General features: G+C 70.3%; 24 protein-coding genes. 17 read left to right on the top strand and 7 right to left on the bottom strand.

The genetic code is table 11. From position 1 onward, the window contains the following. Positions 1 to 8 precede the first annotated feature (8 nt). Genes ABZ893_RS25625 through ABZ893_RS25615 form a run of 3 tightly spaced genes read left to right on the top strand, consistent with a single transcriptional unit; the run spans position 9 to position 3,071 of the window. Positions 9 to 1,460, top strand: coding sequence for a menaquinone biosynthesis decarboxylase (locus ABZ893_RS25625; protein ID WP_361407677.1), 1,452 nt, complete (start codon positions 9 to 11; stop codon positions 1,458 to 1,460). After that, complete coding sequence (gene mqnP / locus ABZ893_RS25620) at positions 1,457 to 2,359, top strand: menaquinone biosynthesis prenyltransferase MqnP (protein WP_361407675.1); 903 nt, start codon at positions 1,457 to 1,459, stop codon at positions 2,357 to 2,359. The genes ABZ893_RS25625 and mqnP overlap by 4 nt, the downstream gene beginning before the upstream one ends. 31 nt (positions 2,360 to 2,390) lie before the next feature. Next, positions 2,391 to 3,071 carry a UbiX family flavin prenyltransferase gene (locus ABZ893_RS25615; protein ID WP_361407673.1) on the top strand — a complete coding sequence of 227 codons (681 nt, stop codon included), beginning with the start codon at positions 2,391 to 2,393 and terminating at the stop codon, positions 3,069 to 3,071. A 60-nt stretch (positions 3,072 to 3,131) separates the two neighbouring features. On the opposite strand, the gene ABZ893_RS25610 is transcribed toward ABZ893_RS25615, so the two are convergent. Continuing rightward, entirely contained in the window at positions 3,132 to 3,263 is a 132-nt protein-coding gene (locus ABZ893_RS25610) for a hypothetical protein (RefSeq protein WP_361407811.1), read from the bottom strand. A 170-nt stretch (positions 3,264 to 3,433) separates the two neighbouring features. Between ABZ893_RS25610 and ABZ893_RS25605 the strand changes: the two genes are divergently transcribed. Further along, complete coding sequence (locus ABZ893_RS25605) at positions 3,434 to 3,889, top strand: Lrp/AsnC family transcriptional regulator (protein ID WP_361407671.1); 456 nt, start codon at positions 3,434 to 3,436, stop codon at positions 3,887 to 3,889. 114 nt (positions 3,890 to 4,003) lie between these two features. Then, on the top strand, positions 4,004 to 5,167 hold the full coding sequence (gene mqnE / locus ABZ893_RS25600) for an aminofutalosine synthase MqnE (RefSeq protein ID WP_361407669.1): 1,164 nt from the start codon (positions 4,004 to 4,006) through the stop codon (positions 5,165 to 5,167). A gap of 181 nt (positions 5,168 to 5,348) precedes the next feature. On the opposite strand, the gene ABZ893_RS25595 is transcribed toward mqnE, so the two are convergent. Next, the gene (locus tag ABZ893_RS25595; RefSeq protein ID WP_361407667.1) at positions 5,349 to 5,879 is read right to left on the bottom strand and encodes a GNAT family N-acetyltransferase; all 531 of its coding nucleotides are present in this window, start codon (positions 5,877 to 5,879) and stop codon (positions 5,349 to 5,351) included. A gap of 101 nt (positions 5,880 to 5,980) precedes the next feature. Here ABZ893_RS25595 and ABZ893_RS25590 point away from each other — a divergent pair, with 101 nt between their 5' ends. The 6 genes from ABZ893_RS25590 (at position 5,981) to ABZ893_RS25565 (ending at position 11,396) form a co-directional block, all read left to right on the top strand. Then, complete coding sequence (locus ABZ893_RS25590) at positions 5,981 to 6,277, top strand: DUF4229 domain-containing protein (protein WP_361407665.1); 297 nt, start codon at positions 5,981 to 5,983, stop codon at positions 6,275 to 6,277. Between the two features lie 405 nt (positions 6,278 to 6,682). Next, on the top strand, positions 6,683 to 8,017 hold the full coding sequence (locus ABZ893_RS25585) for a dicarboxylate/amino acid:cation symporter (protein ID WP_361407663.1): 1,335 nt from the start codon (positions 6,683 to 6,685) through the stop codon (positions 8,015 to 8,017). 165 nt (positions 8,018 to 8,182) lie between these two features. Beyond that, positions 8,183 to 8,614: a hypothetical protein gene (locus tag ABZ893_RS25580; protein ID WP_361407661.1), complete on the top strand. Its 432-nt coding sequence runs from the start codon at positions 8,183 to 8,185 to the stop codon at positions 8,612 to 8,614. A gap of 60 nt (positions 8,615 to 8,674) precedes the next feature. Continuing rightward, the gene (locus tag ABZ893_RS25575) at positions 8,675 to 10,132 is read left to right on the top strand and encodes a hypothetical protein (protein ID WP_361407659.1); all 1,458 of its coding nucleotides are present in this window, start codon (positions 8,675 to 8,677) and stop codon (positions 10,130 to 10,132) included. Then, positions 10,132 to 10,638, top strand: a complete 507-nt coding sequence (locus tag ABZ893_RS25570; protein ID WP_361407657.1) for a hypothetical protein — start codon at positions 10,132 to 10,134, stop codon at positions 10,636 to 10,638. The genes ABZ893_RS25575 and ABZ893_RS25570 overlap by 1 nt, the downstream gene beginning before the upstream one ends. A gap of 110 nt (positions 10,639 to 10,748) precedes the next feature. Then, positions 10,749 to 11,396, top strand: coding sequence for a TetR/AcrR family transcriptional regulator (locus ABZ893_RS25565; protein ID WP_361407655.1), 648 nt, complete (start codon positions 10,749 to 10,751; stop codon positions 11,394 to 11,396). A 65-nt stretch (positions 11,397 to 11,461) separates the two neighbouring features. On the opposite strand, the gene ABZ893_RS25560 is transcribed toward ABZ893_RS25565, so the two are convergent. Then, on the bottom strand, positions 11,462 to 12,310 hold the full coding sequence (locus ABZ893_RS25560) for a MaoC/PaaZ C-terminal domain-containing protein (RefSeq protein ID WP_361407805.1): 849 nt from the start codon (positions 12,308 to 12,310) through the stop codon (positions 11,462 to 11,464). A 5-nt stretch (positions 12,311 to 12,315) separates the two neighbouring features. Beyond that, the gene (locus ABZ893_RS25555; protein ID WP_361407653.1) at positions 12,316 to 13,704 is read right to left on the bottom strand and encodes a 3-oxoacyl-ACP reductase; all 1,389 of its coding nucleotides are present in this window, start codon (positions 13,702 to 13,704) and stop codon (positions 12,316 to 12,318) included. Positions 13,705 to 13,774: 70 nt separating this feature from the next. Between ABZ893_RS25555 and ABZ893_RS25550 the strand changes: the two genes are divergently transcribed. Further along, positions 13,775 to 15,076: an acetyl-CoA C-acetyltransferase gene (locus ABZ893_RS25550; protein WP_361407651.1), complete on the top strand. Its 1,302-nt coding sequence runs from the start codon at positions 13,775 to 13,777 to the stop codon at positions 15,074 to 15,076. Positions 15,077 to 15,106: 30 nt separating this feature from the next. Here ABZ893_RS25550 and ABZ893_RS25545 read toward each other — a convergent pair whose 3' ends face one another. Continuing rightward, positions 15,107 to 15,973 (bottom strand): helix-turn-helix domain-containing protein, encoded by an 867-nt coding sequence (locus tag ABZ893_RS25545; RefSeq protein ID WP_361407649.1) that lies wholly within the window; start codon positions 15,971 to 15,973, stop codon positions 15,107 to 15,109. Positions 15,974 to 16,277: 304 nt separating this feature from the next. On the opposite strand from ABZ893_RS25545, the gene ABZ893_RS25540 reads away from it, so the two are divergent. Then, positions 16,278 to 17,906, top strand: a complete 1,629-nt coding sequence (locus ABZ893_RS25540; protein WP_361407647.1) for an MFS transporter — start codon at positions 16,278 to 16,280, stop codon at positions 17,904 to 17,906. A 4-nt stretch (positions 17,907 to 17,910) separates the two neighbouring features. On the opposite strand, the gene ABZ893_RS25535 is transcribed toward ABZ893_RS25540, so the two are convergent. Together ABZ893_RS25535 and ABZ893_RS25530 are read right to left on the bottom strand one after the other, a co-directional pair. After that, positions 17,911 to 18,948, bottom strand: coding sequence for a hypothetical protein (locus ABZ893_RS25535; RefSeq protein ID WP_361407645.1), 1,038 nt, complete (start codon positions 18,946 to 18,948; stop codon positions 17,911 to 17,913). Positions 18,949 to 19,489: 541 nt separating this feature from the next. After that, the gene (locus tag ABZ893_RS25530; protein ID WP_006138897.1) at positions 19,490 to 19,693 is read right to left on the bottom strand and encodes a cold-shock protein; all 204 of its coding nucleotides are present in this window, start codon (positions 19,691 to 19,693) and stop codon (positions 19,490 to 19,492) included. A gap of 360 nt (positions 19,694 to 20,053) precedes the next feature. On the opposite strand from ABZ893_RS25530, the gene ABZ893_RS25525 reads away from it, so the two are divergent. From ABZ893_RS25525 to mqnC, 4 genes are all read left to right on the top strand, one after another. Further along, a complete protein-coding gene (locus tag ABZ893_RS25525) occupies positions 20,054 to 20,917 on the top strand; it encodes a menaquinone biosynthesis protein (RefSeq protein ID WP_361407643.1) in 864 nt (287 codons plus the stop codon). Positions 20,918 to 21,226: 309 nt separating this feature from the next. Then, a complete protein-coding gene (locus ABZ893_RS25520; RefSeq protein WP_361407641.1) occupies positions 21,227 to 22,990 on the top strand; it encodes a serine/threonine-protein kinase in 1,764 nt (587 codons plus the stop codon). Continuing rightward, entirely contained in the window at positions 22,987 to 23,775 is a 789-nt protein-coding gene (locus ABZ893_RS25515) for an A24 family peptidase (RefSeq protein ID WP_361407803.1), read from the top strand. Before ABZ893_RS25520 ends, ABZ893_RS25515 begins: the two co-directional genes overlap by 4 nt. Positions 23,776 to 23,845: 70 nt before the next feature. Beyond that, complete coding sequence (mqnC, locus tag ABZ893_RS25510) at positions 23,846 to 25,045, top strand: cyclic dehypoxanthinyl futalosine synthase (protein WP_361407639.1); 1,200 nt, start codon at positions 23,846 to 23,848, stop codon at positions 25,043 to 25,045. Positions 25,046 to 25,051 lie beyond the last annotated feature (6 nt).

Below are 25,051 nucleotides of genomic sequence, written 5' to 3'. Positions count from 1 at the left end.
TGGGAGGCATGGCTTACGACGATCTTCGCTCCCTCCTCCGGGCGCTGGAGCGCGAGGGTGACCTGAAGCGCATCAAGGCCGAGGTCGACCCTTATCTGGAGGTCGGTGAGATCGTCGACCGCGTACAGAAGGCAGGCGGTCCCGCCCTCCTCTTCGAGAACGTGCGCGGCTCCTCGATGCCCCTCGCGATGAACGTGTACGGCACCGACCGCCGCCTCCTGAAGGCGCTCGGTCTGAAGTCGTACGACGAGATCAGCGAGAAGATCGGCGGGCTGCTCAGGCCCGAGCTGCCGCATGGATTCGTGGGCGTGCGCGAGGCGTTCGGGAAGCTCGGCTCGATGGTGCACGTACCGCCGAGGAAGGTGAAGGAGGCTCCGGTCCAGGAGGTTGTCCTCACCGGGGACGACGTCGATCTCGACGCGCTGCCCGCGCTGTTCACGTGGCCGCAGGACGGCGGCTCGTTCTTCAACCTCGGCCTGACGCACACCAAGGACCCCGAGAGCGGCATCCGTAACCTCGGTCTCTACCGCCTCCAGCGCCACGACAAGCGCACCATCGGTATGCACTGGCAGATCCACAAGGACAGCCGGAACCACTACCAGGTGGCCGCCCGCAAGGGCGAGAAGCTGCCGGTCGCGATCGCCTTCGGCTGCCCGCCGGCGGTGACGTACGCGTCGACGGCCCCGCTGCCCGGTGACATCGACGAGTACCTCTTCGCCGGGTTCATCCAGGGCAAGCGGATCGAGATGGTCGACTGCAAGACCGTGCCGCTCCAGGTGCCGGCGAACGCCGAGGTCGTGATCGAGGGCTGGCTGGAGCCGGGCGAGATGCTTCCGGAGGGTCCCTTCGGTGACCACACCGGTTTCTACACGCCGCAGGAACCGTTCCCCGCGCTGAAGATCGACTGCGTGACGATGCGGAAGCGTCCGCTCCTCCAGTCGATCGTCGTGGGGCGCCCGCCGACGGAGGACGGTCCGCTCGGACGCGCGACCGAGCGTTTCTTCCTGCCGCTCCTCAAGATCATCGTGCCGGACATCGTGGACTACCACCTGCCCGAGTCGGGCGGCTTCCACAACTGCGCGATCGTCTCGATCGACAAGAAGTACCCGAAGCACGCCCAGAAGGTGATGCACGCCGTGTGGGGCGCCCACATGATGTCGCTGACCAAGCTGATCGTGGTCGTCGACTCGGACTGCGACGTGCACGACCTGCACGAGGTCGCGTGGCGCGCGCTCGGCAACACGGACTACGCGCGTGACCTCACGGTCGCCGAGGGCCCGGTCGACCACCTCGACCACGCCTCGTACCAGCAGTTCTGGGGCGGCAAGGCGGGGATCGACGCGACGAAGAAGTGGCCCGAGGAGGGCTACACCCGGGACGGCGGCTGGCCCGAGATGGTGCTGTCGGACCCGGAGACGGCGGCGACGGTCGACCGCCGTTGGAAGGAGTACGGCCTGTGACCAGCGCCTCCGCCGCGATTCCGCAGCCGGGCCGGACGAAGGCGTTCCTGCGCCTCGTCATGATCGAGCACTCGGTGTTCGCGCTGCCCTTCGCGTACATCGCCTCGCTGACCGCGATGTACGAGCTGGACAGGGACATCCACTGGGGGCGGCTGCTCCTGGTGACGATCTGCATGGTGGGCCTGCGCACGTTCGCGATGGCGGCGAACCGGATCATCGACCGTGAGATCGACGCCCGTAACCCGCGCACCGCGCACCGCGAGCTGGTCACCGGCGCCGTGTCCGTGAAGTCGGCGTGGACCGGCGCGCTGATCGCCCTGGTGATCTTCCTCGGCGCGGCGGCCCTGCTGAACCCGCTCTGCCTCGCCCTGGCCCCCATCGCGGTGATCCCGATGGTCGTCTACCCGTACGGCAAGCGGTTCACGAACTTCCCGCAGGCCATCCTGGGTCTCGCGCAGGCGATGGGCCCGGTCGGCGCGTGGATCGCGATCACCGGGTCGTGGTCCTGGGAGGCGGTGATCCTCGGGCTCGCGGTCGGCATCTGGATCGGCGGCTTCGACCTGATCTACGCCTGCCAGGACGTGGAGACGGACCGCGAGGTCGGCGTGAAGTCGGTCCCGGCCCGCTTCGGCATCCCCGCCTCCATCTGGGGCGCCCGCGCCTGCCACACGGTCACCACGGCCCTGTTCGTCTGGTACGCGCTGGCGACCGGCGCCGGGGTGTTCTTCTGGATCGGCCTCGTCATCGTCGCGGGCGCCTTCCTGTACGAGCACACGATCGTGCGCCCGCACGACCTGTCCCGCCTGAACCGGGCCTTCTTCCAGGTCAACGGATTCATCGGGATCGCGCTGTTCGTGTGCGCCCTGCTGGACCTGCTCGTACGCGGCCTGACTGTCTGACAGTGAGGGCGTGCCGGATAGGCTCGATGGCATGACCGCAGGAGAAAATGGGCGCCGGCCTTGGATCGTGGGGGTCTCCGGTGCGTCCGGGACCCCGTATGCGGCCGCCGTGCTGCGCGCGCTGCTGGAGGCCGGCGAGAGCGTGGACCTCGTCGTGTCGCGGGCCTCACGGCTGACGCTGCTCGACGAGACGGGCATCGCCTTCCGGGACGCGCACTGGCAGGCGGACCTGGGGGAGTGGCTGGCGCGCGGGGCGGACGGGAAGCCGGGCGCCTACGTGGTGGGCGACGCTCTCGACGACGTGCGGTACTGGGCCGCGGGGGATCTCGCGGCCGGGCCGTCGTCCGGGTCGTATCCGGCGAAGGGGATGATCATCGTGCCCGCGTCCACGGCGTGCGTGGCGGGGGTGGCCCTCGGTCTGTCGAAGGACCTGCTCCAGCGCGCGGCGAGCGTGACGCTCAAGGAGGGGCGCAAGCTGGTGGTGGCGGTGCGCGAGACGCCGCTGAACGGGCAGACGCTGAAGCATCTGGTGGCGCTGGACGAGGCGGGCGCCGTGGTGCTGCCCGCCTCTCCGGCGTTCTACGCGGGGGCGACGCACATCCAGGATCTGGTGGACTTCGTCGCCGGGCGGGCGCTGGACGCGGTGGGTGTGCCGCATCGGCTCTACCGCCGGTGGGAGGGAGAGCTGGGTGGCGGCTCTCCGGACCGCTAGGGCTTCGTGCCTGGCGGGACCGCTGAGGCTTTGCGCCTAGGGACCGCCAAGGCTTTGTGTCTAGCGCTTCTTGGCGCGCTCGGCCCGCTTCCGCGCGGCGCGCGCCTTGAGGATGGACCGGTGGGCACGCGAGCGGTTGGCCTCGTCCTGCAGCTCGCGCATACGGGCGTGGACCATCTCGATCGTGTACACGGTGACAGCGCTCCTGAATGATCGTCTTGATCGGTAGTTGAAGATCGTTTGAGTGATCAGTCGAAGGTGAGACGACCGTTCGACTGAAAGGTTCCCAGGGCGAGTACCCTGTGTGCCTTAGATTCTACAGGTAAATTCGTTCAACTCGCAACAATGAAAGGCATGGACCTATGGACGCCGTCGATCGGCAGCTCATCCAGGCCCTGCGCGAGAACGGCCGCGCCTCGTATGCCGAGCTGGGACGCCTCGTCGGCCTGTCCGGCCCCAGCGTCACCGACCGCATCAACCGCCTCGAAGCGGCCGGTGTCATCACCGGTTACCGCGCGACCGTCGACGCGGCCTCGCTCGGCCTCGGTGTCACCGCCCTGATCGGCATCTCGCTCTCCGACGCCGCCGACCACGAGGACGTGGCGCGCCGGCTCAAGGACCTGCACGAGATCGAGGACCTGTGGTTCATCGCGGGTGACGACTCGTACATGCTCAAGGTGCGCTCCAACGACGTGGACGGGCTTGAGCGAACGATCCGCCGGCTCAGCGGTACGAAGGGTGTGTCGCGCACCCGGACCACGATCGTGCTCTCCACCAAGTGGGAGAACCGGGTGGGGGAGCTGCCCGAGGAGGAGTAGGGGAACCGGGTGGGGCTGCCCGAGGGGGAGCAGGGCGGGCCCGACATGCCCGATGAGGGCCCATCAGGCCCGGGGAGTACCGTTACCCGCAGTCTTTGGTGAGGAGCAATGGCAATGGACGTAGGGCTCAAGCGCGAGCTGGAGCAGAAGGTGCGGGACGGCGAGCGGCTGTCCTGTGAGGACGGCATCGCGCTGTACGAGTCGGACGACCTGGCCTGGCTGGGCGGTCTCGCCCACGAGGTGCGGACCCGTAAGAACGGCGACGTCGTCCACTTCAACGTCAACCGTCACCTCAACATGACGAACGTGTGCACCGCGTCCTGCGCGTACTGCTCGTTCCAGCGCAAGCCGGGCGAGAAGGACGCGTACACGATGCGTATCGAGGAGGCCGTCCGCCTCGCCAAGGCGATGGAGAACGAGAACCTCACCGAGCTGCACATCGTCAACGGCCTGCACCCGACGCTGCCCTGGCGCTACTACCCGCGCTCCCTGAAGGCCCTCAAGGAGGCGCTGCCGAGCGTCGCCCTGAAGGCGTTCACGGCGACGGAGATCCACCACTTCGAGAAGATCTCGGGGCTCTCCGCCTCCGAGATCCTCGACGAGCTGATCGACGCCGGCCTGGAGTCGCTGACCGGCGGCGGCGCCGAGATCTTCGACTGGGAGGTCCGGCAGCACATCGTCGACCACGACACCCACTGGGAGGACTGGTCGCGGATCCACCGTCTCGCGCACGAGAAGGGTCTCAAGACCCCGGCGACGATGCTGTACGGGCACATCGAAGAGCCCCGTCACCGCGTCGACCACGTGCTGCGCCTGCGTGAACTCCAGGACGAGACCAACGGTTTCCAGGTCTTCATCCCGCTGCGCTACCAGCACGACTTCGTGGACATGAAGGACGGCAAGATCCGTAACCGCCTTCAGGCCCGTACGACGATGGCGACCGGTGCCGAGTCCCTGAAGACGTTCGCGGTCTCGCGCCTCCTGTTCGACAACGTGCCGCACGTGAAGTGCTTCTGGGTCATGCACGGCGTGCAGACCACGCAGCTCGCGATGCAGCACGGCGCCGACGACATGGACGGCTCGGTCGTCGAGTACAAGATCACGCACGACGCGGACAATTACGGCACGCCGAACAAGCTGACCCGTGAGGATCTGCTCGACCTGATCCGGGACGCCGGTTTCCGTCCCGTCGAGCGCAACACGCGCTACGAGATCATCCGCGAGTACGAGGGCCCTGACCCTGCGCGCCGCGATGCGCCGCAGGCGATGCGGGTTTGATCTTTTCGCCGTAGGGGTTTCGGCTGTGGGCGGCTGCGGGTGATCCGTGGCCGCCCGCGCCGTTCCCCGCGCCCCTGAAATACGCGCTGGGGGAAGGCGCGGCGAAGCCGCGAGCCTTCAGGGGCGCGGGGAACTGCGCGACCCGCCACGACGAGACCCGCACCCGCAGCACGGCGCGCCGTCAGCCAGTTCCGAGCGGCAGCATCATGTGCACGTCGTCCCGGTCGTCACCCGGGGCCACCCGGATCGCCCCCGGAACCCGGCCCACCTCCTTGTACCCGCAGGCCTCGTAGAAGCGGTCCGCGCCCGTGCCGCCCCGGCACGTGAGACGGATCGCCTCGATGCCGTCGAACCCGCGCGCGGCCTCCGCTGCCGCGGCCATCAGCTCACGGCCGTACCCCTTGCCCTGATGCTTCGGGTGGACCATCACCGTGTAGAGCCAGATGTGGTGCTGCATCAGGCGGTGCTGGCTGAAGGAGAAGAAGGCTGTGGCCGCCACGGCGCCCTCCTCGTCGCGTCCGGCGAGCAGCCGGAAGCGGCCCTCCGCCATCTCCGCAAGGTGCTTGACCAGCGACGGGCGTATGTCCTCGGTCGTCACGGGCGGGACGAAGCCGACCGCGCCGCCCGCGTTCGACACATCCGCCCAGAGAGCGAGAACGCCTTCCCGCAGTGCGGGGTCGACGGCCGGGTCCAGCTGAAACGTAAGGGTCATAGGTCGACCCTAGCCCTTACGGGTCATGCCGCTCAATAGCGCCCAGGCGGCACGTGCTTCACTGGGACGAGACCGATTAAGGAACGGAAGAGTGGATTGACATGCTCCGCTACACGCTGATGCGCTTCGGGATCTTCGCGGGCTGCTTCCTCGTCGTCTGGGGCTTCGCCTCGACCGGCATCGTGCCCCGCGGCGTCGGCGGTTCCTACTTCCTGTGGATCGCCCTGCTGGCTCTCGCCATCTCCGCGCCCATCAGTTACGTCGTGCTGCGCAAGGCGCGCGACCGGGCCTCGGCCCAGATCGTCGCCCGCGTCGACCGCGCGAAGGCCGGCTTCGAGGCCAACGCAGCGCAGGAGGACGTCGCCGACGACGCCGCCCGCGCGCAGAGCGCCTCCTGAGGACCCCTGAGGGTCCCTAAGGGGTCCTCAGGGTCTCTGAGGGTTCCATAAAGGTCTCGTAAGCTTCGTCACAGTAAAGATGGCCCCGGCATCGATCGATGCCGGGGCCACCTGCGTTTTTACGGGTCGAGGCGCCAAAAGGCATCATCTTTCCCCCAAAGAAGCCCTTTGATGTTCTCAAAGTATGAGTGTTAACGTCATCGGCATGAAGACATCCGCAGCCCGCCGCCGCTTGAGCGTTCCGCTCGTGGCGCGTCTGCATGTCGATCTCTGCCGTTGCATGTCCGCGGCCTGTCGCCTCTGACGCGACCCCCTCGATGCAGCGGCGCCCCTGGTTGTTCCACCCGTGGTGGCCGCTTCCTTAACGTCCAACCCCCATCCGCGCGTCATCACTGGAGTGTGTCCGTGTCCGCGAACACCGCGTCCACGTCCGAGAAGCAGAAGCCCGGCTTCCGGATACCCATCCCGTTCTGGGCCCAGGTCCTGCTCGGCCTCGTCGTCGGCCTCGTGCTCGGCTTCGTCGCCCGCACCTACGACGTCTCCTGGCTCGGCACGACCCTCGACAAGGTCGGCGGCATCTTCGTCCAGCTCCTGAAGCTGGCCGTCGCCCCGCTGGTCTTCTTCGCGATCATGGTGTCGATCACCAACCTGCGGAAGGTCAACAACGCCGCACGGCTGGCCACCCGCACCCTGCTCTGGTTCATGATCACGTCCCTGATCGCGGTCGTCATCGGTCTCGCGATCGGCCTGATCACCAACCCGGGCAACGGCTCCAGCCTCACCCCGGCCGACGGCTCCAAGCCCGACCACGCCGGCTCCTGGCTGGACTTCCTGACGGGCATCATCCCGACGGACATCATCACGCCGTTCACGCAGCTCAACGTGCTGCAGATCGTCTTCATGGCCGTCGTCGCCGGTATCGCCGTCCTGAAGATCGGCCCGAAGGCCCAGCCGCTCCTCACGCTCTCCGAGTCCGTCCTGGAGCTCCTGCAGAAGGCCCTGTGGTGGGTCATCCTGCTCGCCCCGATCGGCTCCGCCGGCCTCATCGGCCGCGCCATCGTCCAGTACGGCTGGGACCTGCTCGGCAACTACGCGACGTTCACCGTCGACATCTACGTCGGCTGCGCCATCGTCCTCTTCGGCGTCTACCCGCTGCTCCTCGCGACGGTCGCCAAGCTGAACCCGCTCCAGTTCTTCAAGGGCGCCTGGCCCGCGATCCAGCTGGCCTTCGTCTCCCGCTCCTCGGTCGGCACCATGCCGGTCACGCAGCAGTCGGCGATCCGCCTCGGTGTCCCGAAGGACTACGCCTCCTTCGCCGTGCCGTTCGGCGCGACGACCAAGATGGACGGCTGCGCCGCGATCTACCCGGCGATCTCCGCGATCTTCGTCGCCCAGATCTTCGGTGTGCACCTCGGCATCAAGGAGTACATCCTCATCGCGTTCGTCTCGGTCATCGGCTCCGCCGCGACCGCCGGTCTCACCGGCGCCACGGTCATGCTGACCCTGACCCTGTCGACGCTCGGCCTCCCGATGGAGGGCGTGGGCCTGCTCCTCGCCATCGACCCGATCCTGGACATGATGCGCACCGCCACCAACGTGGCCGGCCAGGCGCTCGTCCCGGTCATCGTCTCGGCCCGCGAGAACATCCTGGACCGCACGAAGTACGACCACGCGACCGCTTCCCCCGTCGAGCTCGAAGAACTCGCCGACGAGCCGCAGGCAGTGCCCGCCGCCGCCTGATCCCTCTTGCCACCCGCCAAGGGTGGACGAACAGAGGACCGACGCCCTGAAGCGCTTCGACCTACGGGTCGATGCGCTTCAGGGCGTCGGCGTTTGCGAATCCTTTGCCTCCGCAGGCGCGTCTCTCGTAAAGTTGCCGAGACGATCACGTACGGGGGAGGAATCGTGACTGACGGTGATGCGCCGCCTGGGGCGGCAGCGCCGACGCAGATGTACCTGAACCGCCTGGCCCCTCTCGACGGCGGCGGTGGAGGTACGGCAGCGGGCAAGGACCTCGTGTCGACTCCGGCGCAGAAGAAGAAGGCGGCCGAGGCGATCGAGAAGCACCTGGAGCCGGACACCCGCAAGGCCGGGGCGCAGGCTCGCGAGAGCACCGGAGCCGCGGTCAAGGAGTTCGGGCCACGCGATGGCGAGGGATGGCTCAGCGGTCCTGCTCTGAAGGCCGCGCGCAAGACATGGGGCGAGTCGTTGACGACCCTGATGAATCGTCTCGGGTCGGAGAAGGCAGCCCTCCGGGCCACCAACACGCTGTTGCAGGGCGCTGACACGGGTGTGGGGCTGGGCGTCCGGAAGTCTTCCGCGCTCGACGCATTGTGACGCCCCGCCCCTTCGAGTCCACCTTTGCCGAACTGCGAATCCGCCGAACGGAGTTCAGTCGTGGCGACGTATTACGAGATCCTGTCCACCGATCTGTCGAAGCTCACCACAGCGGCCGGCGACTGGGATGCGATGGCCGAGGACTTCGACAAGCTCGCGGGGAGTTATGAGAAGGAAGTGCACGGTATCTCCCTGGGGGACACCTGGGTGGGTCTCAGCGCGAACGCCGGCTCCGCACGCTTCGAGGTGACGCTCGAGGAGTACCGGGGCGCACAGAGCGAGGCGAAGGCCGTGGCGAAGCTGATCCGGGACGCGCACACCGAGTTCACGAGGCTGCGGAAGAACATCGAGGGCGTCCGGGACGACGCGGTGAAGGCCGGTATGCGGGTGTCGGAGCGCGGTGCCGTCGCCTTCGACACGTCCAAGCTCGACCGTGGAGCGTACGTCGCCTACGTGCATGACCCCGGCTATCAGGAGAGCGCCCGTACGACGGCGGCCGGCTGGGGAGACCAGATCGATGTGGCTGTGAAGGCGGTGAACGACGCCGACGAAGGGTTCAAGCTCGCCCTCGCCTCCTTGACCCAGGACTCGGACTTCCTGGACGGCACAATGGGCGGCTTCAACCGGGATCCGAAAGAGAACCCCTACCCGTCCCTGGAAGAGATGGCGAAGGCCCGGCACATCCCCAAGGGCAAGCGGGCGGTCGCCGAGTGGTGGCACGGTCTTGATCCGGTCACCCGCGCGCTCCTCCTCCAGGAGAAGGGGGACGAGCTGCGGAAGGCCGGCGTCATGAGCCCGCTGTACAAGTGGCACGCGGCAGACGAGGGCTCCGGTGCGTTCAACACCGAGGACCCCACGGCCAAGGACCTGTTGTTGCTGGCCCGCGCGCAGGCCATCGCCGCCGGTGGCGACTTCACCGGGGAAAACGCGGCGTCACGCAACATGGAACACTATCTGGGCAAGACCGGGGAACCGCTCGACCTGGACGTCGACCAGATCCTTGAGGACGACTCCAAGTTCCGTACAGACGTCTCGACCCACATCGCCAAGAATCAGGACGTGTGGCGTCAGCAGGGGCTCGACGCCTTCGAGAAGGCCGGCGGCGACAAGACAGTCGTCGTGCCTGTGGAGAGCGAAGCGGTCGGCAGGACCTTCGGCAGTGACGAGTGGTTCCACGCGGTCGGCTCTCACCAGCAGAACGTTTCGGGAATGGTGACCGTCAGCCCCGGTGAGGACGGCAAGCCGAAGGTCTCGCTCGACTACCAGGCCAACGTCTGGGACCGGTACAACTGGGACGCTGGGAAGGTGACCAATTTTCCTGTCATCGGTGATGTCCCCGACTCCGAGATGGGCCGTCTGCACAAGACAGGTCTCGCCCAGGAGTTCGACATGAGGGGCAGCAGCTCCACCTACACGTACGACCTGAACAGTGACACGCCCTCTGCGGTGCACCCACCCGACCAGGGGCGCGAAGGTACCCGCGGAGACGTGTCCCGCGGTGATGAGGAGAACCGTTGATGATCCGACGTGCCGCCCGCATCTTCGTGGCGCTGGCCGGCGTCCTTCTCGTCGGCTCGTGCTCCGGCTCGGACGCGGGCGATCGGCGCGTGACCGAGGGGCGCGACTGGCACTGGGACAAGACGGCGGGCGTGACCGAGGCTGCCGCGTTCATGAACGTGGCGGTGCCCGAGGGCGCCACGCAGGCCAAGGGTGCCGTCCAGGTCAATCCTCAGGAGGACGTCTACCTGCTGTCCTTCGTCACCAGCGGGAAGAACGCCGAAGACATCGCCCACGATCTGCACTCCGAACACCCACTCAAGGCACGGAAGAAGGACTTCGCCCCCGAGGGAGAGCGCTTCGGGCACTTCGGGCTGCCCGAGCCGCAGACGCTCAAGAGTGTTCGCTCGGCAGGAGTGTGCCCTCCGTGCGTGAAGGACGCCCGCCGCAAGAACGTGCAGTGGATCGACATCTACGTACAGGCGGTCGGCGCCGGTCAGGCGAGGGTCTATCTCCAGGCGTTCTGACTCCGTACCCCAAGGCGCATTTGCTTCGGGCGGGGCGCGGGGTGTGGGCGTTTTTTCGGGGATCGTACGCTTGCCGGGTACGGGGGTGCGGAGAAAGGCGGTCGGCCGGGGTGGGCGAAGTGAGGGCGAAGCGGATGCCGCGCGCCGAGCGGGAGCGCGAGATGATGGCCGCCGCGGTGCGGGTGTTCGGCGAGCGGGGGTACCGGGCCGCGTCGATGGACGACATCGCCGAGCTGGCCGGGGTGTCGAAGCCGCTGGTCTATCTGTATCTGAACTCCAAGGAAGAGCTCTTCTCGGCGTGCATCCGGCGTGAGTCGGAGGCCCTGATCGCGGCCGTGCGCGAGGGGACCATCGGCACCGGTGACGCCGACCGGCAGCTGTGGACCGGGCTGACGGCGTTCTTCACGCACACGGCCGGCAACCCCGATGGCTGGGCGGTCCTGCACCGCCACGCACGGACGGGCGGTGAGCCGTTCGTCGCCGAGGTCACGGCGATGCGGGAGGAACTCGTCGCGTTCGTGACCGGCCTGATCGTCGAGGCGGCCCGCGAGGCCCACGGCGACCCCGAGCTGCAGGAGCGCGAGGTGGCCGGGCTCGCCCAGGCGCTGGTCGGGGCCGCGGAATCGCTGGCGGGCTGGGCCAACACGGACGAGTCGGTCACGGCGAAGGAGGCGGCGGCGACGCTGATGAACTTCGCTTGGGCGGGGCTCGGGAACTTGATGGAGGGCCGGCGGTGGTCGCCGGAGGCCGGGGCGTAGGGCTTCGCCGGTGACGGTGGAGGGGCCGGCGTCGGACGCCGGCCCCGGTGCGTAGCGGCTACGGCTCACCGACCCCCGGCCCGCAGTACCTCCCCCGTCACATGCGTTCGGTCCGAGCGGAGCTCGAATGCGGCGCCCTGGGATGCGTACGTCACCGTGGCCGGCAGGAGTACGGGGGCGCGGAACTGGGCGCTGACCTGGACTTCTCCGTGGGCGCCGCCGTGTTCCGCGAGGCAGCGGGCTACCGTCCACATGCCGTGGGCGATGTGGCGCGGGAAGCCGAAGAGGCGGGCCGTGAGCGGGTGCAGGTGGATCGGGTTGCGGTCGCCGGACGCGGCGGCGTAGCGGCGGCCGAGGTCGCCGGGCAGGGTCCACTCGGCGACGGCGGGCAGGGGATCCGGCCGCGCTCCGCCGGTCGTCGAATCGGCCGGGGCGTCCGTGCGGTGGCGTGCCAGATACGTGCTCGACGACGACCACGCGCGTGTGTCGCCCGCCCGCAGCTCCGTCACGACCGTGGCCTCCGTGCCGCGCCGGTGCGGGGTCAGCTCCTTGACCTGCACGGACAGTTCGTACGTCTCGCCCATCGGCAGGTCGTGCCCCTGCGTGACGGTCAGGGACGTGTGGACGAGGCCGAGCAGCGGCAGCGGGAAGCGTCGCTCCGCCATGATCCGCATCGCCAGCGGGAAGCCGAGGACGTGCGGATACGTGACTGGCAGGAAGGCCGACTCCGCGTCGAAGCCGCACACCTCGCGGTACTTGGCGAGGCGGGCGTGGTCGGCGCGGGCGTTCGGCAGGACGAGGCGCGTCGCGGGGGCCTCGGCGCCGGGGCCCGGCCGCTTGAGCGGCGAGAACAGGGCGCCGCGGGCCAGGAGGGGAGGCAGCGCGGGGGCTGCGTTGAGGGTGACGGTGGTCATGGTCGTCACGCCCCCAGCAGGCTCTGGCCGCAGACGCGGACGACCTGGCCGTTGACGGAACCGGAAGCCGGGTGCGCGAACCACGCAGTCGTCTCGGCGACGTCCACCGGCTGCCCGCCCTGCCCGAGCGAGTTCATGCGGCGGCCGGCCTCGCGGATGAACAGCGGGACGGCGGCCGTCATCTTCGTCTCGATGAAGCCGGGGGCCACCGCGTTGACCGTGACGCCGTGGTCGGCGAGGGCCCGGGGCGCGAGGGAACGGGTCATTCCGGCGATACCGGCCTTGCTGGCCGCGTAGTTCGTCTGCCCGGCGTTGCCCGCGAGGCCCGCGATGGAGGCGGTGGCGACGATGCTGCCGCCGCGGTTGAGGGCGCCGGCCTTGAGGAGGGCGTCCGTGGTGGTCAGGACGCTCGCGAGGTTCACGTCCATGACCGAGGCCCAGCGGTCGGCGGGCATCTTGGCGAGGGTGCGGTCCCGGGTGATGCCCGCGTTGTGGACGAGGGTGTCGAGGGAGGGGACCGCGTCCATGATCCGCTCGGCCGCGTCGGCGGCCGTGATGTCGAGGGGCAGCGCGGTCCCGTCGAGCCGGGCCGCGAGCGCCTCCAGATCCTGCCGCGCGGACGGTACGTCGAGCAGCACCAGGCGTGCGCCGTCCCGCGCCAGGACCTCCGCGACGGCCGCGCCGATACCCCGGGCGGCGCCCGTGATCAGCGCGGTCCGGCCGGCCAAGGGACGCGCCCAGTCGGCGGGCGCCGTCGTCTCGGCGGCGGTCACCTCGATGACCTGGCCACTCACGTACGCGGACCGGGGCGAGAGCAGGAAACGGAGCGTCGACTCGGCGGCGGCCACGGGCCCTTCGACGCGGACGAGGGTCACCGTGCGGCCGCGGCCTATCTCCTTGCCGAGCGAGCGCGTGAACCCTTCGAGTGCCTGCTGGGCGGCGGCCTGGTGGTGGTCGTCGCGGGAGACGGGGGAGCCGAGGACGACGATCCGGCCACTCGCCGCGACCGTGCGCGCGACGGGGTGCAGGGCGGCGTGGACCTGCGCGAGGCCGGTGACGTCGGCGACGGCGGTGGCGTCGAGGACGATGGCGGCGGGACGGGCAGCGCTCTCGCTGGGGCCCTCCACCTCGGCCCGCACGTCGAGACCCGTCCGCACGTCGAGACCCGTCCGCACGTCGAGACCCGTCCGCACATCGAGCCCGGTCCGCCCAAGCACCTCCGCCAGCTCCGCCGAGTGCTTCGGCTCGCCCGCCGTCAGGTGGAGCACCACGCCTTCGAAAGAGGGGTACTCGGCGCTCCAGCGGCGCAGCTCGGCCGGCTGAGGAAGGCCCAGGCGGCGGGTCAGGAAGCGGCCCGGGGCCGTGCCGGTGAAGTTCAGATAGCGGTCGGCCATTGTCCAACTCCCTGGTCGGTCGGTAATTTACTTATGAGTAAGGTTACTCAACAGTCAGGAGTTGGTCGAGATGGAACGCCCCGCCCGTCCGGTCCGCGTGGACCTGCCGCGCCGCGTCGCCGTCGTCGGCGGCAGCCGTACCCCCTTCGCCCGCTCCGACGGCCCGTACGCGACCGCCTCGAACCAGGACATGCTGACCGCCGCACTCGACGGCCTCGTCACTCGCTATGACCTCCAACAGCCGGGCGCCGTGGGCGAGTTCGTCGCCGGAGCCGTCCTCAAGCACAGCCGCGACTTCAACCTCGCCCGCGAGACCCTCCTCGGCTCCGCACTCGACCCCCGCACCCCCGCGTACGACATCCAGCAGGCGTGCGGAACCGGCCTCCAGGCCGTGATCGCCGCCGCCAACAAGATTGCGCTCGGGCAGCTCGACAGCGCGATCGCCGGCGGCTCGGACACCGCGAGCGACGCGCCTCTCGGCGTGAACGACTCCCTGCGCCGGATCCTCCTCGAAGCCCGCCGTGCCAAGTCCGTGCCCGCGCGCCTCAAGGCCCTCGCCAAGGTCCGCCCCCAGCACCTCGTACCGGACATCCCGCGCAACGCCGAGCCGCGCACCGGCCTGTCCATGGGCGAGCACGCCGCCGTCACCGCCCGTACTTGGGGCATCGCCCGCGAGGCGCAGGACGAACTCGCCGCCGCCAGCCACCAGCGCCTGGCCGCCGCCTACGAGCGCGGATTCCTGGACGACCTCGTCGTCCCGTTCCGCGGACTCGCCCGCGACCAGAACCTGCGTCCCGGCTCCACCGTGGAGAAACTCGCCACGCTCAAGCCGGTGTTCGGTGTCGACGGCCCGAACCCGACGATGACGGCGGGCAATTCGACCCCGCTGACCGACGGCGCGGCCGTGGTCCTGCTCGCGAGCGAGGAGTGGGCCGCCGAACGGGGCCTGGAACCACTGGCGTTCCTGACCGCGTACGAGACCGGAGCGGTGGACTTCGTGGGCGGCGACGTCACCGGCGGCGAGGGCGACGGCCTCCTCATGGCCCCCGCGCACGCCGTGCCCCGGATGCTGGAGCGCGCCGGTCTCGGCATCGAGGACTTCGACCTCTTCGAGGTCCACGAGGCCTTCGCCTCCCAGGTCCTCGCCACCCTCGCGGCCTGGGAGAAGCAGGGCCTGGCCCCGGTCGACCGGGACCGTCTCAACACCGCCGGCTCCTCCCTCGCCACCGGCCACCCGTTCGCCGCGACGGGCGCCCGCATCGTCGCCACCCTCGCCAAACTCCTGAGCGAACAGAACGGCCCGTCCCGCGGCCTCATCTCGATCTGCGCGGCGGGCGGCCAGGGCGTGACGGCAATCCTGGAACGAGCCTGAGGGGCTAAGGGCTCAGACGGAAGAACGGGCTCAGGCCTGCGCGGCGCGGGCCGCCGGATCGAGGCGGAGCATCGCCGCCTCGTCCGGCGTACCGGGCCTGGCCTGATACGTCACAAGGCGCTGCCCGCCCGTCCGGGCCAGCTGCATGACCTCGTACGTGAGGGTCATCCGGCCGACCTTGGGATGCGCGAACGTCTTCGTCCCGCCGCCGCGCTCAAGCACCTCGTACCGGTCCCAGATGCGCGCGAACTCCGGTGATTTGAGGAGCAGTTCACCCACGAGCGCGGTCAGCCGGGGCGAGTCGGGGTCCTTGCCGCCCACCGCGCGCAGGTGCGCCACGGACTGGGTGACCGTCTCCTCCCAGGGCTCGTAGAGCGTGCGGCCCACCGGGTGCAGGAACAGATAGCGCGTGACGTTGCGCTCCTCCTCCGGCCAGTCCCACAGACCCGGCATGAGGCGCCGCCCCGCCGGATTCGCCGCCAGCATGTAACTGTGCGGGCTCGTCACGTACGCGGGCAGCGGACTGAGCGCGTCCAGGACCCGCAGGACCGACTCGCGGACGGTCTCCTCGGTCGTGGGGTGCGGCTCGGTGAGGCGGCCCGAGGCGAGTTCGGCCAGGTCGTGCAGCCGTTCGTGGGCGTCGCCGCACAGTCGTAGCGCCCGGCTGATCGCGTCGATCACTGCGGTGGAGGGGTTCGTCTCGCGGCCCCGCTCCAGGCGCGTGTAGTAGTCGACGCTGACCCCGGCGAGCGTCGCCAGCTCCTCACGGCGCAGGCCCGGGGTGCGCCGGATCCCCGCGCCCGCGGGCAGCCCCGCGTCCGCCGGACTCACCAGCGCGCGCCGCGCCTTCAGATACCTGCCCAGCTCAGTGCCCTCGTGTGCCGCTCCACCAGCCATACGCCCATTGTCCCCGCCGGGCCATGTCCGTGGGGGGCCGTGTCAGGGCCAGGAACGCCGCACCCCGGTGCGACGCGCCCTGCCGGTCGGAGCCGGAAGCCAGCAGAGTGGTGCCCGTTGCGGGTGGCCCGGCCACTGCGGACCCAGGGGGTGCACGGCACCGGGCCGCGGCCGCGGTGGCCTGAGCCGCCCGCACGAAGCCGAACCGGCGTCGCCCTACCCCAGGGCCGCAACGACGCCCGCCCTGCCCCGAGTTCACGACCGTGAGCCCGGGGAGTTCCGACCCGCACCCGAGGAGTCCCGTATGCCGAGCACCGCCCGCCGCCCCGACCGGCAGAACCCGGACCGCGCACTGAACGCGGACCGCGCCCAGGTCTCCGACCGCGAGCGAATCCCGGACCGCCCCGAGAACCAGGACCACCCACAGACCCCTGAGCACCCACAGACCTCTGACCGCCCACAGACCTCTGAGCACCCACAGACCTCGGACCGTCCACACACCTCTGGCCGCCCACAGACCTCGGACCGTCCACAAGTCTCCGACCGCGCACGCAGCCCCGCGCCGCCTCCCCCGAACACGGCCGGACGGCCCGCGGCCGGGTTCGCCCTGGTCGCCGCCCTCCTGGGCTTCACCGTCATCTCCATCGACGTGTCCGCCGTGAACATCGCGCTGCCCGCGATCCGTTCGTCGCTGCACGGGGGCATCACCGGCCTGCAGTGGATCGTCGACGCATACACCCTGATGTTCGCCGCCCTCATGCTCTCGGCGGGGGCGCTCGCCGACCGGGCCGGTGCCCGGCGCGCGTACGCCTGGGGCGTCGTCCTTTTCACCGCCGCCTCACTCGCCTGCGCTCTCGCGCCCGGTATCGGCACGCTCGTCGCGGCCCGCGTCGTCCAGGGCAGCGCCGCCGCCGTCGTCATGCCGGCCTCGCTCGCGCTGATCCGCCAGGCCTACGACGACGCCGGCCGCCGTGCGCGGGCCATCGCCCTGTGGACGGTGGGCGGTTCGGTCGCCATGGCCGTCGGCCCGGTGCTCGGCGGCGCGCTCACCGAGGCGGCCGGCTGGCGCGCCGTGTTCTTCCTCAACCTGCCCGTCGGCGCGCTCATCCTGGGGCTCCTCACCCGCGTCCCGCGCTCGGAGCGCCGTCCCGCCCCGCTCGACCTGGCCGGCCAGGCCGCCGCCGTGCTCACTCTCGCCTCACTCGCCTTCGCCGTCATCCAGGGCGGCCACGCGGGCTGGACCGCGCCGCCCGTCCTCGCGGCCCTCGCGGTCACCGTCGCCGGTGCCCTCGCCTTCCGCACCGTCGAGCGGCGCCACCGCGCACCCGTGGTCCCGCCGGCCCTGCTGCGCCGCCGCGAGGTGAGCGTCTCCCTCGCCGTCGGCTTCGCGGTGAGCGCGGGCTTCTACGGCACGATCTTCCTGCTCGGCCTCTACTACCAGCAGCTGCTCGGCATGTCCGGTACGGAGGCGGGCCTGATGTTCGTACCGATGGCGGCGATCATCACGTCGACCAACCTGATCTCCCCGCCGATGGCCGAACGCTTCGGCCGCCGTCCCGTCATCGTGACCGGGCAGGCCGTCCTCGCCCTCGGCATGTTCAGCCTCCTGCCACTGGCCGCGCACACTCCGGTGTGGCTGATCATCGTGCTGCTGATTCCCACGGCCATGGGCGGCGCGTTCGCGGTGCCCGCTCTCACCGCGCTGCTCATGGACAGCGTGCCCGCCGACCGCGCGGGCACGGCCTCCGGTCTCCTGAACGCCCTCCGCCAGACCGGCGGAGCGCTCGCCGTCGCATTGTTCGGCTCGCTGGTCGCGGGCGGCGCGGGGGACGGCTTCTCGCTGCACGGTATGCGGGTGAGCCTCGTCGTCGCGGGCGGAGTCCTGTGCGTGACCGCGGGACTGGCGGCCTGGGGTCTGCCCCGCAAACGCTGACGGCCTACGGGGTCAGCGCGTTCTGGAGGCAGTGGGTCAGGGCGCGGCGTCTGAATTCGGCGTCCTCGCCCAGGAGTTCCAGCATCTGCTTGCCGTAGGCGCGGGTCGCGGCCGACATACGGAAGGTGCCGGGCGGGCCGGGGGTGAGGAGGGAGTGGTTCGCGAGGCCGTCGAACGCGAGGACGAGGTCGTCCGGGGGCAGGCGTTCGTCCGCGCACACCGTGAGGGCGTCGTCCCGCGTGAACGGGCCGGTGAAGACGCCGGCCCGCGCCCACAGCAGCCGTTCGCCGGGTGAGCACAGCCGTACGCTCCAGCACAGCGAGCCGCGCAGGGTGCGGAGCCGGTAGGGGAGTCCGGGCATCGGGGCGGGCAGGTCGAGGAGCTGGTCGGGGCGGCCGATGAGCGTGAGCAGGTCGTCGGCGTCCCGGTGCGCGAGCTGGCCTCCGGCGATGCGCAGGGCGAGCGGCAGACCGTCGAGGGCCGCGCAGATCCGGCGCGCCAGGTCGGGGTCCGGATCCTCGGTCGCACCCGCCTCCCGCGCGGCAGAGGTGAGCAGTTGGACGCCGGTGTCGGGCGCAGGTGAGGCCAGCGGGAACGTGTCCGAGGCGGCCAGCGGGATCCTGCTCGTCGCCAGTACGTGCAACGCCGGGCACGCCTCCACCAGTTGGGCCAGCGTCTCGCCGCACTCCTCGGCCCGGCGGTCGCACGTGTCCACGACGAGCAGCATCGGGCGCCGCCCGATCGCGTCGGCCAGCGCGGGAAGTTGGGGCAGCGCGGTACTGCCGTCGATCCGCAGGGCACGGGCGAGGCTGTGGGGTACGAGACCGGGGACGTCGAGCGGCGCCAGATCGGCCGTGCCGGCGGCGGCCCACGGTTCGTCCAGCAGGCGTCCCCCGACCTGCGCGGCGAGCGCGGTCTTGCCGACACCGCCGGGTCCGACGACCGTCACCAGGCGTTTCTCCCGCAGCAGCGACTCCAGTTCGGCCGCGGCGCTCTCCCTGCCGATGAGTCCTGCGGACCGGGTGTCCAGGAGCTGCCGCATGTGTCTGGTGCCTCCGTCGTGCTGCGTTTCGTCGGACGCGGCCAGCATGTGCCGGGCAGGCTTCCCCCGGCATCGGCCGATGCCCGGAATCGGTATACCTACCTGCGCCGAATCCGGTCGGTGACGCGGGGGCGATCACAGTAGCGAGCGATCCTGTGAAGTCGGCCCGCGTGATCGTTCGGGTCTGTTATCGACTCCTATAGGGCGCGATGCGTTCACCCGGGGCTGCGGCGGAGACGCTATTCGTCCGGGCGGGACCGAATTCTCGCGTGTTCGCCCTGCGTGACGGCGGGGCGTACCGCTCTGACCGGCAAGGAGTTCCCCACGGGCCGCCGAGGCGCCCCCCGCGGACCGGCGAGCGCGTGCCCCGCGGGCCGGCAGGCGAGCACCCCGTGGACCAGCAAGCCGCACCCCGCGGAGTGCAAAGGCAGGAGCCCCGTCCCCTCCCTGTGCCTGGGCACTTGGAGGAGCGGGGCTCCTTGGGTACTGCATCCGTTCCGGAGTCACGACGTCCCCTGGGGGAAACCCGGGGACGCCCCAATTACATGGGGGTGACGTTCTCCGCCTGCGGACCCTTGGGGCCCTGCGTGACGTCGAAGCTCACGGCCTGGTTCTCCTCGAGGGAGCGGAAGCCGTTTGCGTTGATCGCGGAGTAGTGGACGAAGACGTCCGGGCCGCCGCCTTCCTGGGCAATGAAGCCAAAGCCCTTTTCAGCGTTGAACCACTTCACGGTTCCGGTAGCCATAAGCCCTCCTTGGGCCAAAGGGTCGCCCTGCTCCAGAACCTGCAAATGCACTTGCGAACAACTGCAAAAGTCTGAAAACGACGAGAGCCCGCGGTCACATGCTCCGCAGGCTCTGTACTGCAAGGGAAACCAAACTGCAACTTGCGGCGAGCCTAGCACGCAGGCACCGGAATGCAATAGAGGGCAAGATCACGTCACCCGGAGGTTTGACCGGGGGTGAGGAAGGGTTGACAGGGCGGGTGTGATGACCCGCCCGGAAGTCAATGAGGGGCTCTGTCAGACGCTCCCCGGGGACCGGCTCGTACGCCTCTCGGGGACCCTGAAGCCTGCACCGTACCGCATGGGGTCTAGCCTCGCGATGTGGACAATTCTCCCGAGACCCCGCATCGCGTACGGCCGCGCGTCGGCCACATCCAGTTCCTCAACTGCATGCCCCTCTACTGGGGGCTCGCCAGGACGGGAACGCTTCTCGACCTCGAGCTCACGAAGGACACCCCGGAGAAGCTCAGCGAGAGCCTTGTGCAGGGCGACCTCGACATCGGCCCCATCACCCTCGTCGAGTTCCTCAAAGCCTCCGACCAGCTCGTCGCCTTCCCTGACCTCGCGGTCGGCTGCGACGGCCCGGTCATGTCCTGTGTGATCGTCTCGCAGGTACCGCTCGACCAGCTCGACGGGCGCCGCGTCGCCCTCGGCTCCACGTCGCGCACCTCCGTGCGCCTCGCGCAGCTGCTGCTCGCGGAGCGCTTCGGCGTACAGCCCGAGTACTACACGTGCCCGCCCGACCTGGGCCTGATGATGCAGGACGCGGAGGCGGCCGTCCTCATCGGTGACGCCGCGCTGCGCGCCAACCTGCACGACGCCCCGCGCCTCGGCCTCCAGGTGCACGACCTGGGCGCCCTGTGGAAGGAGTGGACGGGCCTGCCGTTCGTCTTCGCCGTGTGGGCCGCGCGCAAGGACTACGTGGAGCGCGAGCCGCTCATCACGCGCAAGGTCCACGAGGCGTTCCTCGCCTCCCGTGACGTGTCCCTGGAAGAGGTCTCCAAGGTCGCCGAGCAGGCCGCCCGCTGGGAGGTCTTCGACGAGGAGCTTCTGGAGCGCTATTTCACGACGCTCGACTTCCGCTTCGGCGCCCGGCAGCTGGAAGGCGTCACCGAGTTCGCCCGCCGCGTGGGCCCGACGACCGGCTTCCCGGCGGACGTACGGGTGGATCTGCTGCAGCCGTGACGAGCTGACGCCCACAGCTACTGGAAGGCGTACGGGAATTCCGCTTCGGGAATTTCCTGTACGCCTTCTGCGTACGGTCCCTCTCGGGTGCGGGCAATTCCGGCTATCCGGGAAACAACGGGCTCCTCGGGGTGGCTGTCGGAGCGTCCTGAGAATTTCACCGGTGAAGCATTTTTGGAATACCGAATGCGATCCGGGGCCGCGGTCATTCGGAATGATCCATTCCATCCGAGCTGTCACACCCGTCTGTCACAACGGGGGACTAACCTGGCCCGACCGAAGCGTGGGCACAGGGGGAGGGGCCAGGCCATGCAGCCGCTGGAAGCCGGCGAGCCGACCGCGATCGGGCCCTATCGGCTGCTCGGGCGGCTCGGTTCGGGCGGAATGGGCCGGGTCTATCTGGGGCGCAGCGCCGGCGGCCGTACCGTCGCCGTGAAGGTCGTCCATCCCCACTTCGCGCTCGACGAGGAGTTCCGGGCCCGCTTCCGGCGCGAGGTCGACGCCGCGCGGCGCGTCGGGGGCGCCTGGACCGCGCCGGTCCTCGACGCCGACCCGGAGGCGTCCGTTCCATGGGTGGCGACGGGGTACGTCGCCGGGCCTTCCCTGGCGCAGGCCGTGAAGGAACACCCCTTGCCCGACCACTCCGTACGGGTCCTCGGGGCCGGGCTGGCCGAGGCGCTGTCGGCGGTGCACGGGCTCGGGCTCGTCCACCGCGACGTGAAGCCGTCGAACGTCCTGCTGACGGTGGACGGCCCACGCCTCATCGACTTCGGCATCGCCCGCGCGACCGACGTAACGGCCTCCCTTACTTCCACTGGCGTCTCCATCGGGTCGCCCGGATACATGGCGCCCGAGCAGATCCTCGGCAAGGGCGTCACGGGCGCCGCCGATGTCTTCTCGCTCGGCGCGGTCCTCGTCTACGCGGTGACCGGCACGTCCCCCTTCCCCGGCGACTCGTCCGCCGCGCTCCTCTACAAGGTCGTGCACGAGGAACCCGAACTGGGCCTGGCGAGCGGGGAGCTGCGTGAGGTCGCGGCGGCGTGCCTGGCCAAGGACCCGGCCGCGCGCCCTGCCCCGGACGAGGTGGCGCGGGCCCTCGCACCGCAGGGCGCGGCCTCGCTCGTGGCGGCGGGGTGGCTGCCGGGCGCGCTGGTCGAGCAGGTGGGGCGGGGCGCGGTGGCGCTGCTCGATCTGGAGGGCGGGGTGCCGGGGAAGGGTGGAGGGCTTTCGGGGCCGGTGGCGTTCAGCCAGCCGTCGGTGGGCGAACCGTCGGTGGGCGAACCGTCGATGGGCGCGCCGTCGATGGGCGCGCCCTCGGTTGCCGGGGCGTCGGGGGGCGGGCCGCCCGCCGGGGTGTTCGGGCCGCCCGATCCCGCGTACGGGCCGCCGCCCGCGTGGACTTCGGCGGCCGTTCCGGCGGCACGCGCGGACGCGGCGCCCACGGAAACCTCCGCCCCGGGCAAACTCTCCGCCCAGGGCAAGCTCTCCGTCAGCGTGGCCGCGACGTCGACCCCGGGTGCCAACGGGCGTGGGCGCAAGCTCAGTTGCACGGTGGCCCTCGGTGTCGCGGGCGCGCTGGCCGCCGTAACCCTCGGTTCGGCGTTCCTTTTCGACTTCTGGCCGGGGTCGTCCAAGGGCAGTGACACGGCGGGCGGCCGGCCGCCGGCGGCCACCGCCTCAGCGGCTCCCCCGGGCGACTCGGTCCCGGTGAAGGAAGCGGTCCCCGCCGCGTATGTCGGCACGTGGGAAGGTCCCGCCACCGGCCTCGGCGGCAAGCTGCCGATGGGCACCTTCCGCGTCACCGTCGACAAGGGCGCGATCGGTGAGGAGTTCGGCATGTTCCACCAGACCGACCCGATCGGCGCGGTCTGCGAGGACGTTCTCGTCCTGAAGAAGGTGGAGAAGGACCGGATCGTCGCCACGAGCATCGCCGAGAAGTCGAACGGCGCCCAGTGCACCACCGGCCGCCACGAGGTCCGCCTCACCCTGTCGAAGTCGGGCGACCGCCTCACGTATGAGACGGACAACCCGCGCGCGGGCGACCCCGTCGCCACGATGCGGCGCGTCGACTGATGGTGGCCCTGGTCGTGGCTGCCGCGGTGTGGGGCGCCGTCGCCGGACTGCTGCTCGTGCCGCGCGCCGCGTACCGGTTCTCCGTCGAACCGGAAGAGGACTGGCGGAGCACCTGCCCGGACGGGCATCCGCTGCCGGGCGGGGTGCGCGGCTGGGTGGGGCGCGGACGGTGCGGGGTGTGCGGCCGCACGCTCGGACCCGGCGACCACGTGGGCGGCACGCTCGGACCCGGCGACCACGTGGCCGGACCCGGCGCCCTCCTCACCCCAGCCCTCACCGCCGCCGTCTGCGCCGCCCTCGCCGCCGCCACCGGCACCCGGCCCGAACTCGCCGTCTGGCTGCTGCTCGCCCCCGTCGGCGTACTCCTCGCCCTCGTCGACGCGCGCGTCAAACGCCTGCCCGACCTCCTCACCATCCCGCTCGCCGTGGCCGCCCCCGCCCTGCTCGGCCTGGCCGCGCTGCTGCCCGAAGCGGGCGGCGACTGGCTCGCGGCGCTCCTCGGTGCGGTCCTCCTCGGCGGCGGCTACTTCGTCCTCTTCCTCATCAGCCCCCAGGGCCTCGGCTTCGGTGACGTGAAACTCGCCGTCGGTCTGGGCGCGATGCTCGGCTGGTACGGGTGGGGCGTCGCGTTCATCGGCACGTTCGCCGGGTTCCTGTTCGCGGCGCTTTACGGCGCCGGCCTCGTGCTCGCCCGGCGCGCGGGCCGCCGCACGGCCATCCCCTTCGGCCCGTTCCTGCTGGCGGGCGCCCTGGTGGGCGTATTGATGGGCGCGTACGCCGCCTGACGTCAAGGGAGTCAGTGCCCTGGCGTACGCTGGTTCGGTCTGTCCACAACCCTGATGAAAGGGACGCCCGGTGACCGAGAAGGCCGACCTCCAGCCCATCCTCGACCGCGCCGCCGCAGGTGGGCGGATCACTCCGGAGGAGGCGCTCGACCTCTACCGCGACGCCCCGCTGCACGCGCTCGGCGCCGCCGCCGACGCCATCCGGCGCCGCCGTTACGCCGGCACCGAGCACATCGCGACGTACATCATCGAGCGGAACATCAACTACACGAACGTCTGCGTGACGGCGTGCAAGTTCTGTGCCTTCTACGCCGCGCCCAAGGACACCGACAAGGGCTGGACGCGCGACCTCGACGACATCCTGCGCCGCTGCGCCGAGACCGTCGAACTCGGCGGCACGCAGATCATGTTCCAGGGCGGCCACCACCCGGACTACGGCGTCGAGTACTACGAGGAGCACTTCTCCGCGATCAAGAAGGCGTTCCCGCAGCTCGTCATCCACTCCCTCGGCGCGTCCGAGATCGAGCACATGGCCCGTATCTCGAAGGTCTCCGTGGAGGAGGCCATCCAGCGGATCCACGCCGCGGGCCTCGACTCCTTCGCCGGCGCCGGCGCCGAGCTGCTCCCGGAGCGCCCCCGCAAGGCGATCGCTCCGCTGAAGGAGTCCGGCGAGCGCTGGCTGGAGATCATGGAGATCGCCCACAACCTGGGCGTCGAGTCGACGTCCACGATGCTGATGGGCACCGGCGAGACCAACGCCGAGCGCATCGAGCACCTGCGCATGATCCGCGACGTACAGGACCGGACGGGCGGCTTCCGCGCGTTCATCCCGTACACGTACCAGCCGCAGAACAACAAGCTGAAGGGCCAGACGCAGGCCACGCTCTTCGAGTACCTGCGCATGATCGCCATCGCGCGGATCTTCCTCGACAACGTGGCCCACATCCAGGGTTCCTGGCTGACCACCGGCAAGGAGGTCGGCCAGCTGTCCCTGCACTACGGCGCGGACGACCTCGGCTCGATCATGCTGGAGGAGAACGTCGTCTCCTCGGCCGGTGCCCGGCACCGCTCCAACCGCATGGAGATCATCGAACTCATCCGCAAGGCGGGCCGCGTCCCGGCGCAGCGCGCCACGACGTACGAGCACCTCGTCGTGCACGACGACCCGGCGAACGACCCGGTCGACGACCGCGTCCAGTCGCACATCTCGTCGACCGCGCTCGAGGGCGGCACGGCGCACCCCGAGCTGAAGCTCGTCTCCACCAACTGAGGCCCC

Origin of the sequence: Streptomyces sp. NPDC046821 (assembly GCF_040645335.1) — a bacterium.
In the GTDB taxonomy this organism is placed as follows: Bacteria; Actinomycetota; Actinomycetes; order Streptomycetales; family Streptomycetaceae; genus Streptomyces.
The sequence above is the reverse complement of the archived record's forward strand: the minus strand, read 5'-3'. Positions and strand labels throughout refer to the sequence as shown.

Excerpts from the sequence above, each read along its gene's own strand:
- ABZ893_RS25625 (WP_361407677.1), top strand. The coding sequence starts at position 9 with ATGGCTTACGACGATCTTCGCTCCCTCCTCCGGGCGCTGGAGCGCGAG.
- ABZ893_RS25615 (WP_361407673.1), top strand. The coding sequence starts at position 2,391 with ATGACCGCAGGAGAAAATGGGCGCCGGCCTTGGATCGTGGGGGTCTCC.
- ABZ893_RS25605 (WP_361407671.1), top strand. The coding sequence starts at position 3,434 with ATGGACGCCGTCGATCGGCAGCTCATCCAGGCCCTGCGCGAGAACGGC.
- mqnE (WP_361407669.1), top strand. The coding sequence starts at position 4,004 with ATGGACGTAGGGCTCAAGCGCGAGCTGGAGCAGAAGGTGCGGGACGGC.
- ABZ893_RS25595 (WP_361407667.1), bottom strand. The coding sequence starts at position 5,879 with ATGACCCTTACGTTTCAGCTGGACCCGGCCGTCGACCCCGCACTGCGG.
- ABZ893_RS25590 (WP_361407665.1), top strand. The coding sequence starts at position 5,981 with ATGCTCCGCTACACGCTGATGCGCTTCGGGATCTTCGCGGGCTGCTTC.
- ABZ893_RS25570 (WP_361407657.1), top strand. The coding sequence starts at position 10,132 with ATGATCCGACGTGCCGCCCGCATCTTCGTGGCGCTGGCCGGCGTCCTT.
- ABZ893_RS25560 (WP_361407805.1), bottom strand. The coding sequence starts at position 12,310 with ATGACCACCGTCACCCTCAACGCAGCCCCCGCGCTGCCTCCCCTCCTG.
- ABZ893_RS25555 (WP_361407653.1), bottom strand. The coding sequence starts at position 13,704 with ATGGCCGACCGCTATCTGAACTTCACCGGCACGGCCCCGGGCCGCTTC.
- ABZ893_RS25550 (WP_361407651.1), top strand. The coding sequence starts at position 13,775 with ATGGAACGCCCCGCCCGTCCGGTCCGCGTGGACCTGCCGCGCCGCGTC.
- ABZ893_RS25545 (WP_361407649.1), bottom strand. The coding sequence starts at position 15,973 with ATGGCTGGTGGAGCGGCACACGAGGGCACTGAGCTGGGCAGGTATCTG.
- ABZ893_RS25540 (WP_361407647.1), top strand. The coding sequence starts at position 16,278 with ATGCCGAGCACCGCCCGCCGCCCCGACCGGCAGAACCCGGACCGCGCA.
- ABZ893_RS25535 (WP_361407645.1), bottom strand. The coding sequence starts at position 18,948 with ATGCGGCAGCTCCTGGACACCCGGTCCGCAGGACTCATCGGCAGGGAG.
- ABZ893_RS25530 (WP_006138897.1), bottom strand. The coding sequence starts at position 19,693 with ATGGCTACCGGAACCGTGAAGTGGTTCAACGCTGAAAAGGGCTTTGGC.
- ABZ893_RS25520 (WP_361407641.1), top strand. The coding sequence starts at position 21,227 with ATGCAGCCGCTGGAAGCCGGCGAGCCGACCGCGATCGGGCCCTATCGG.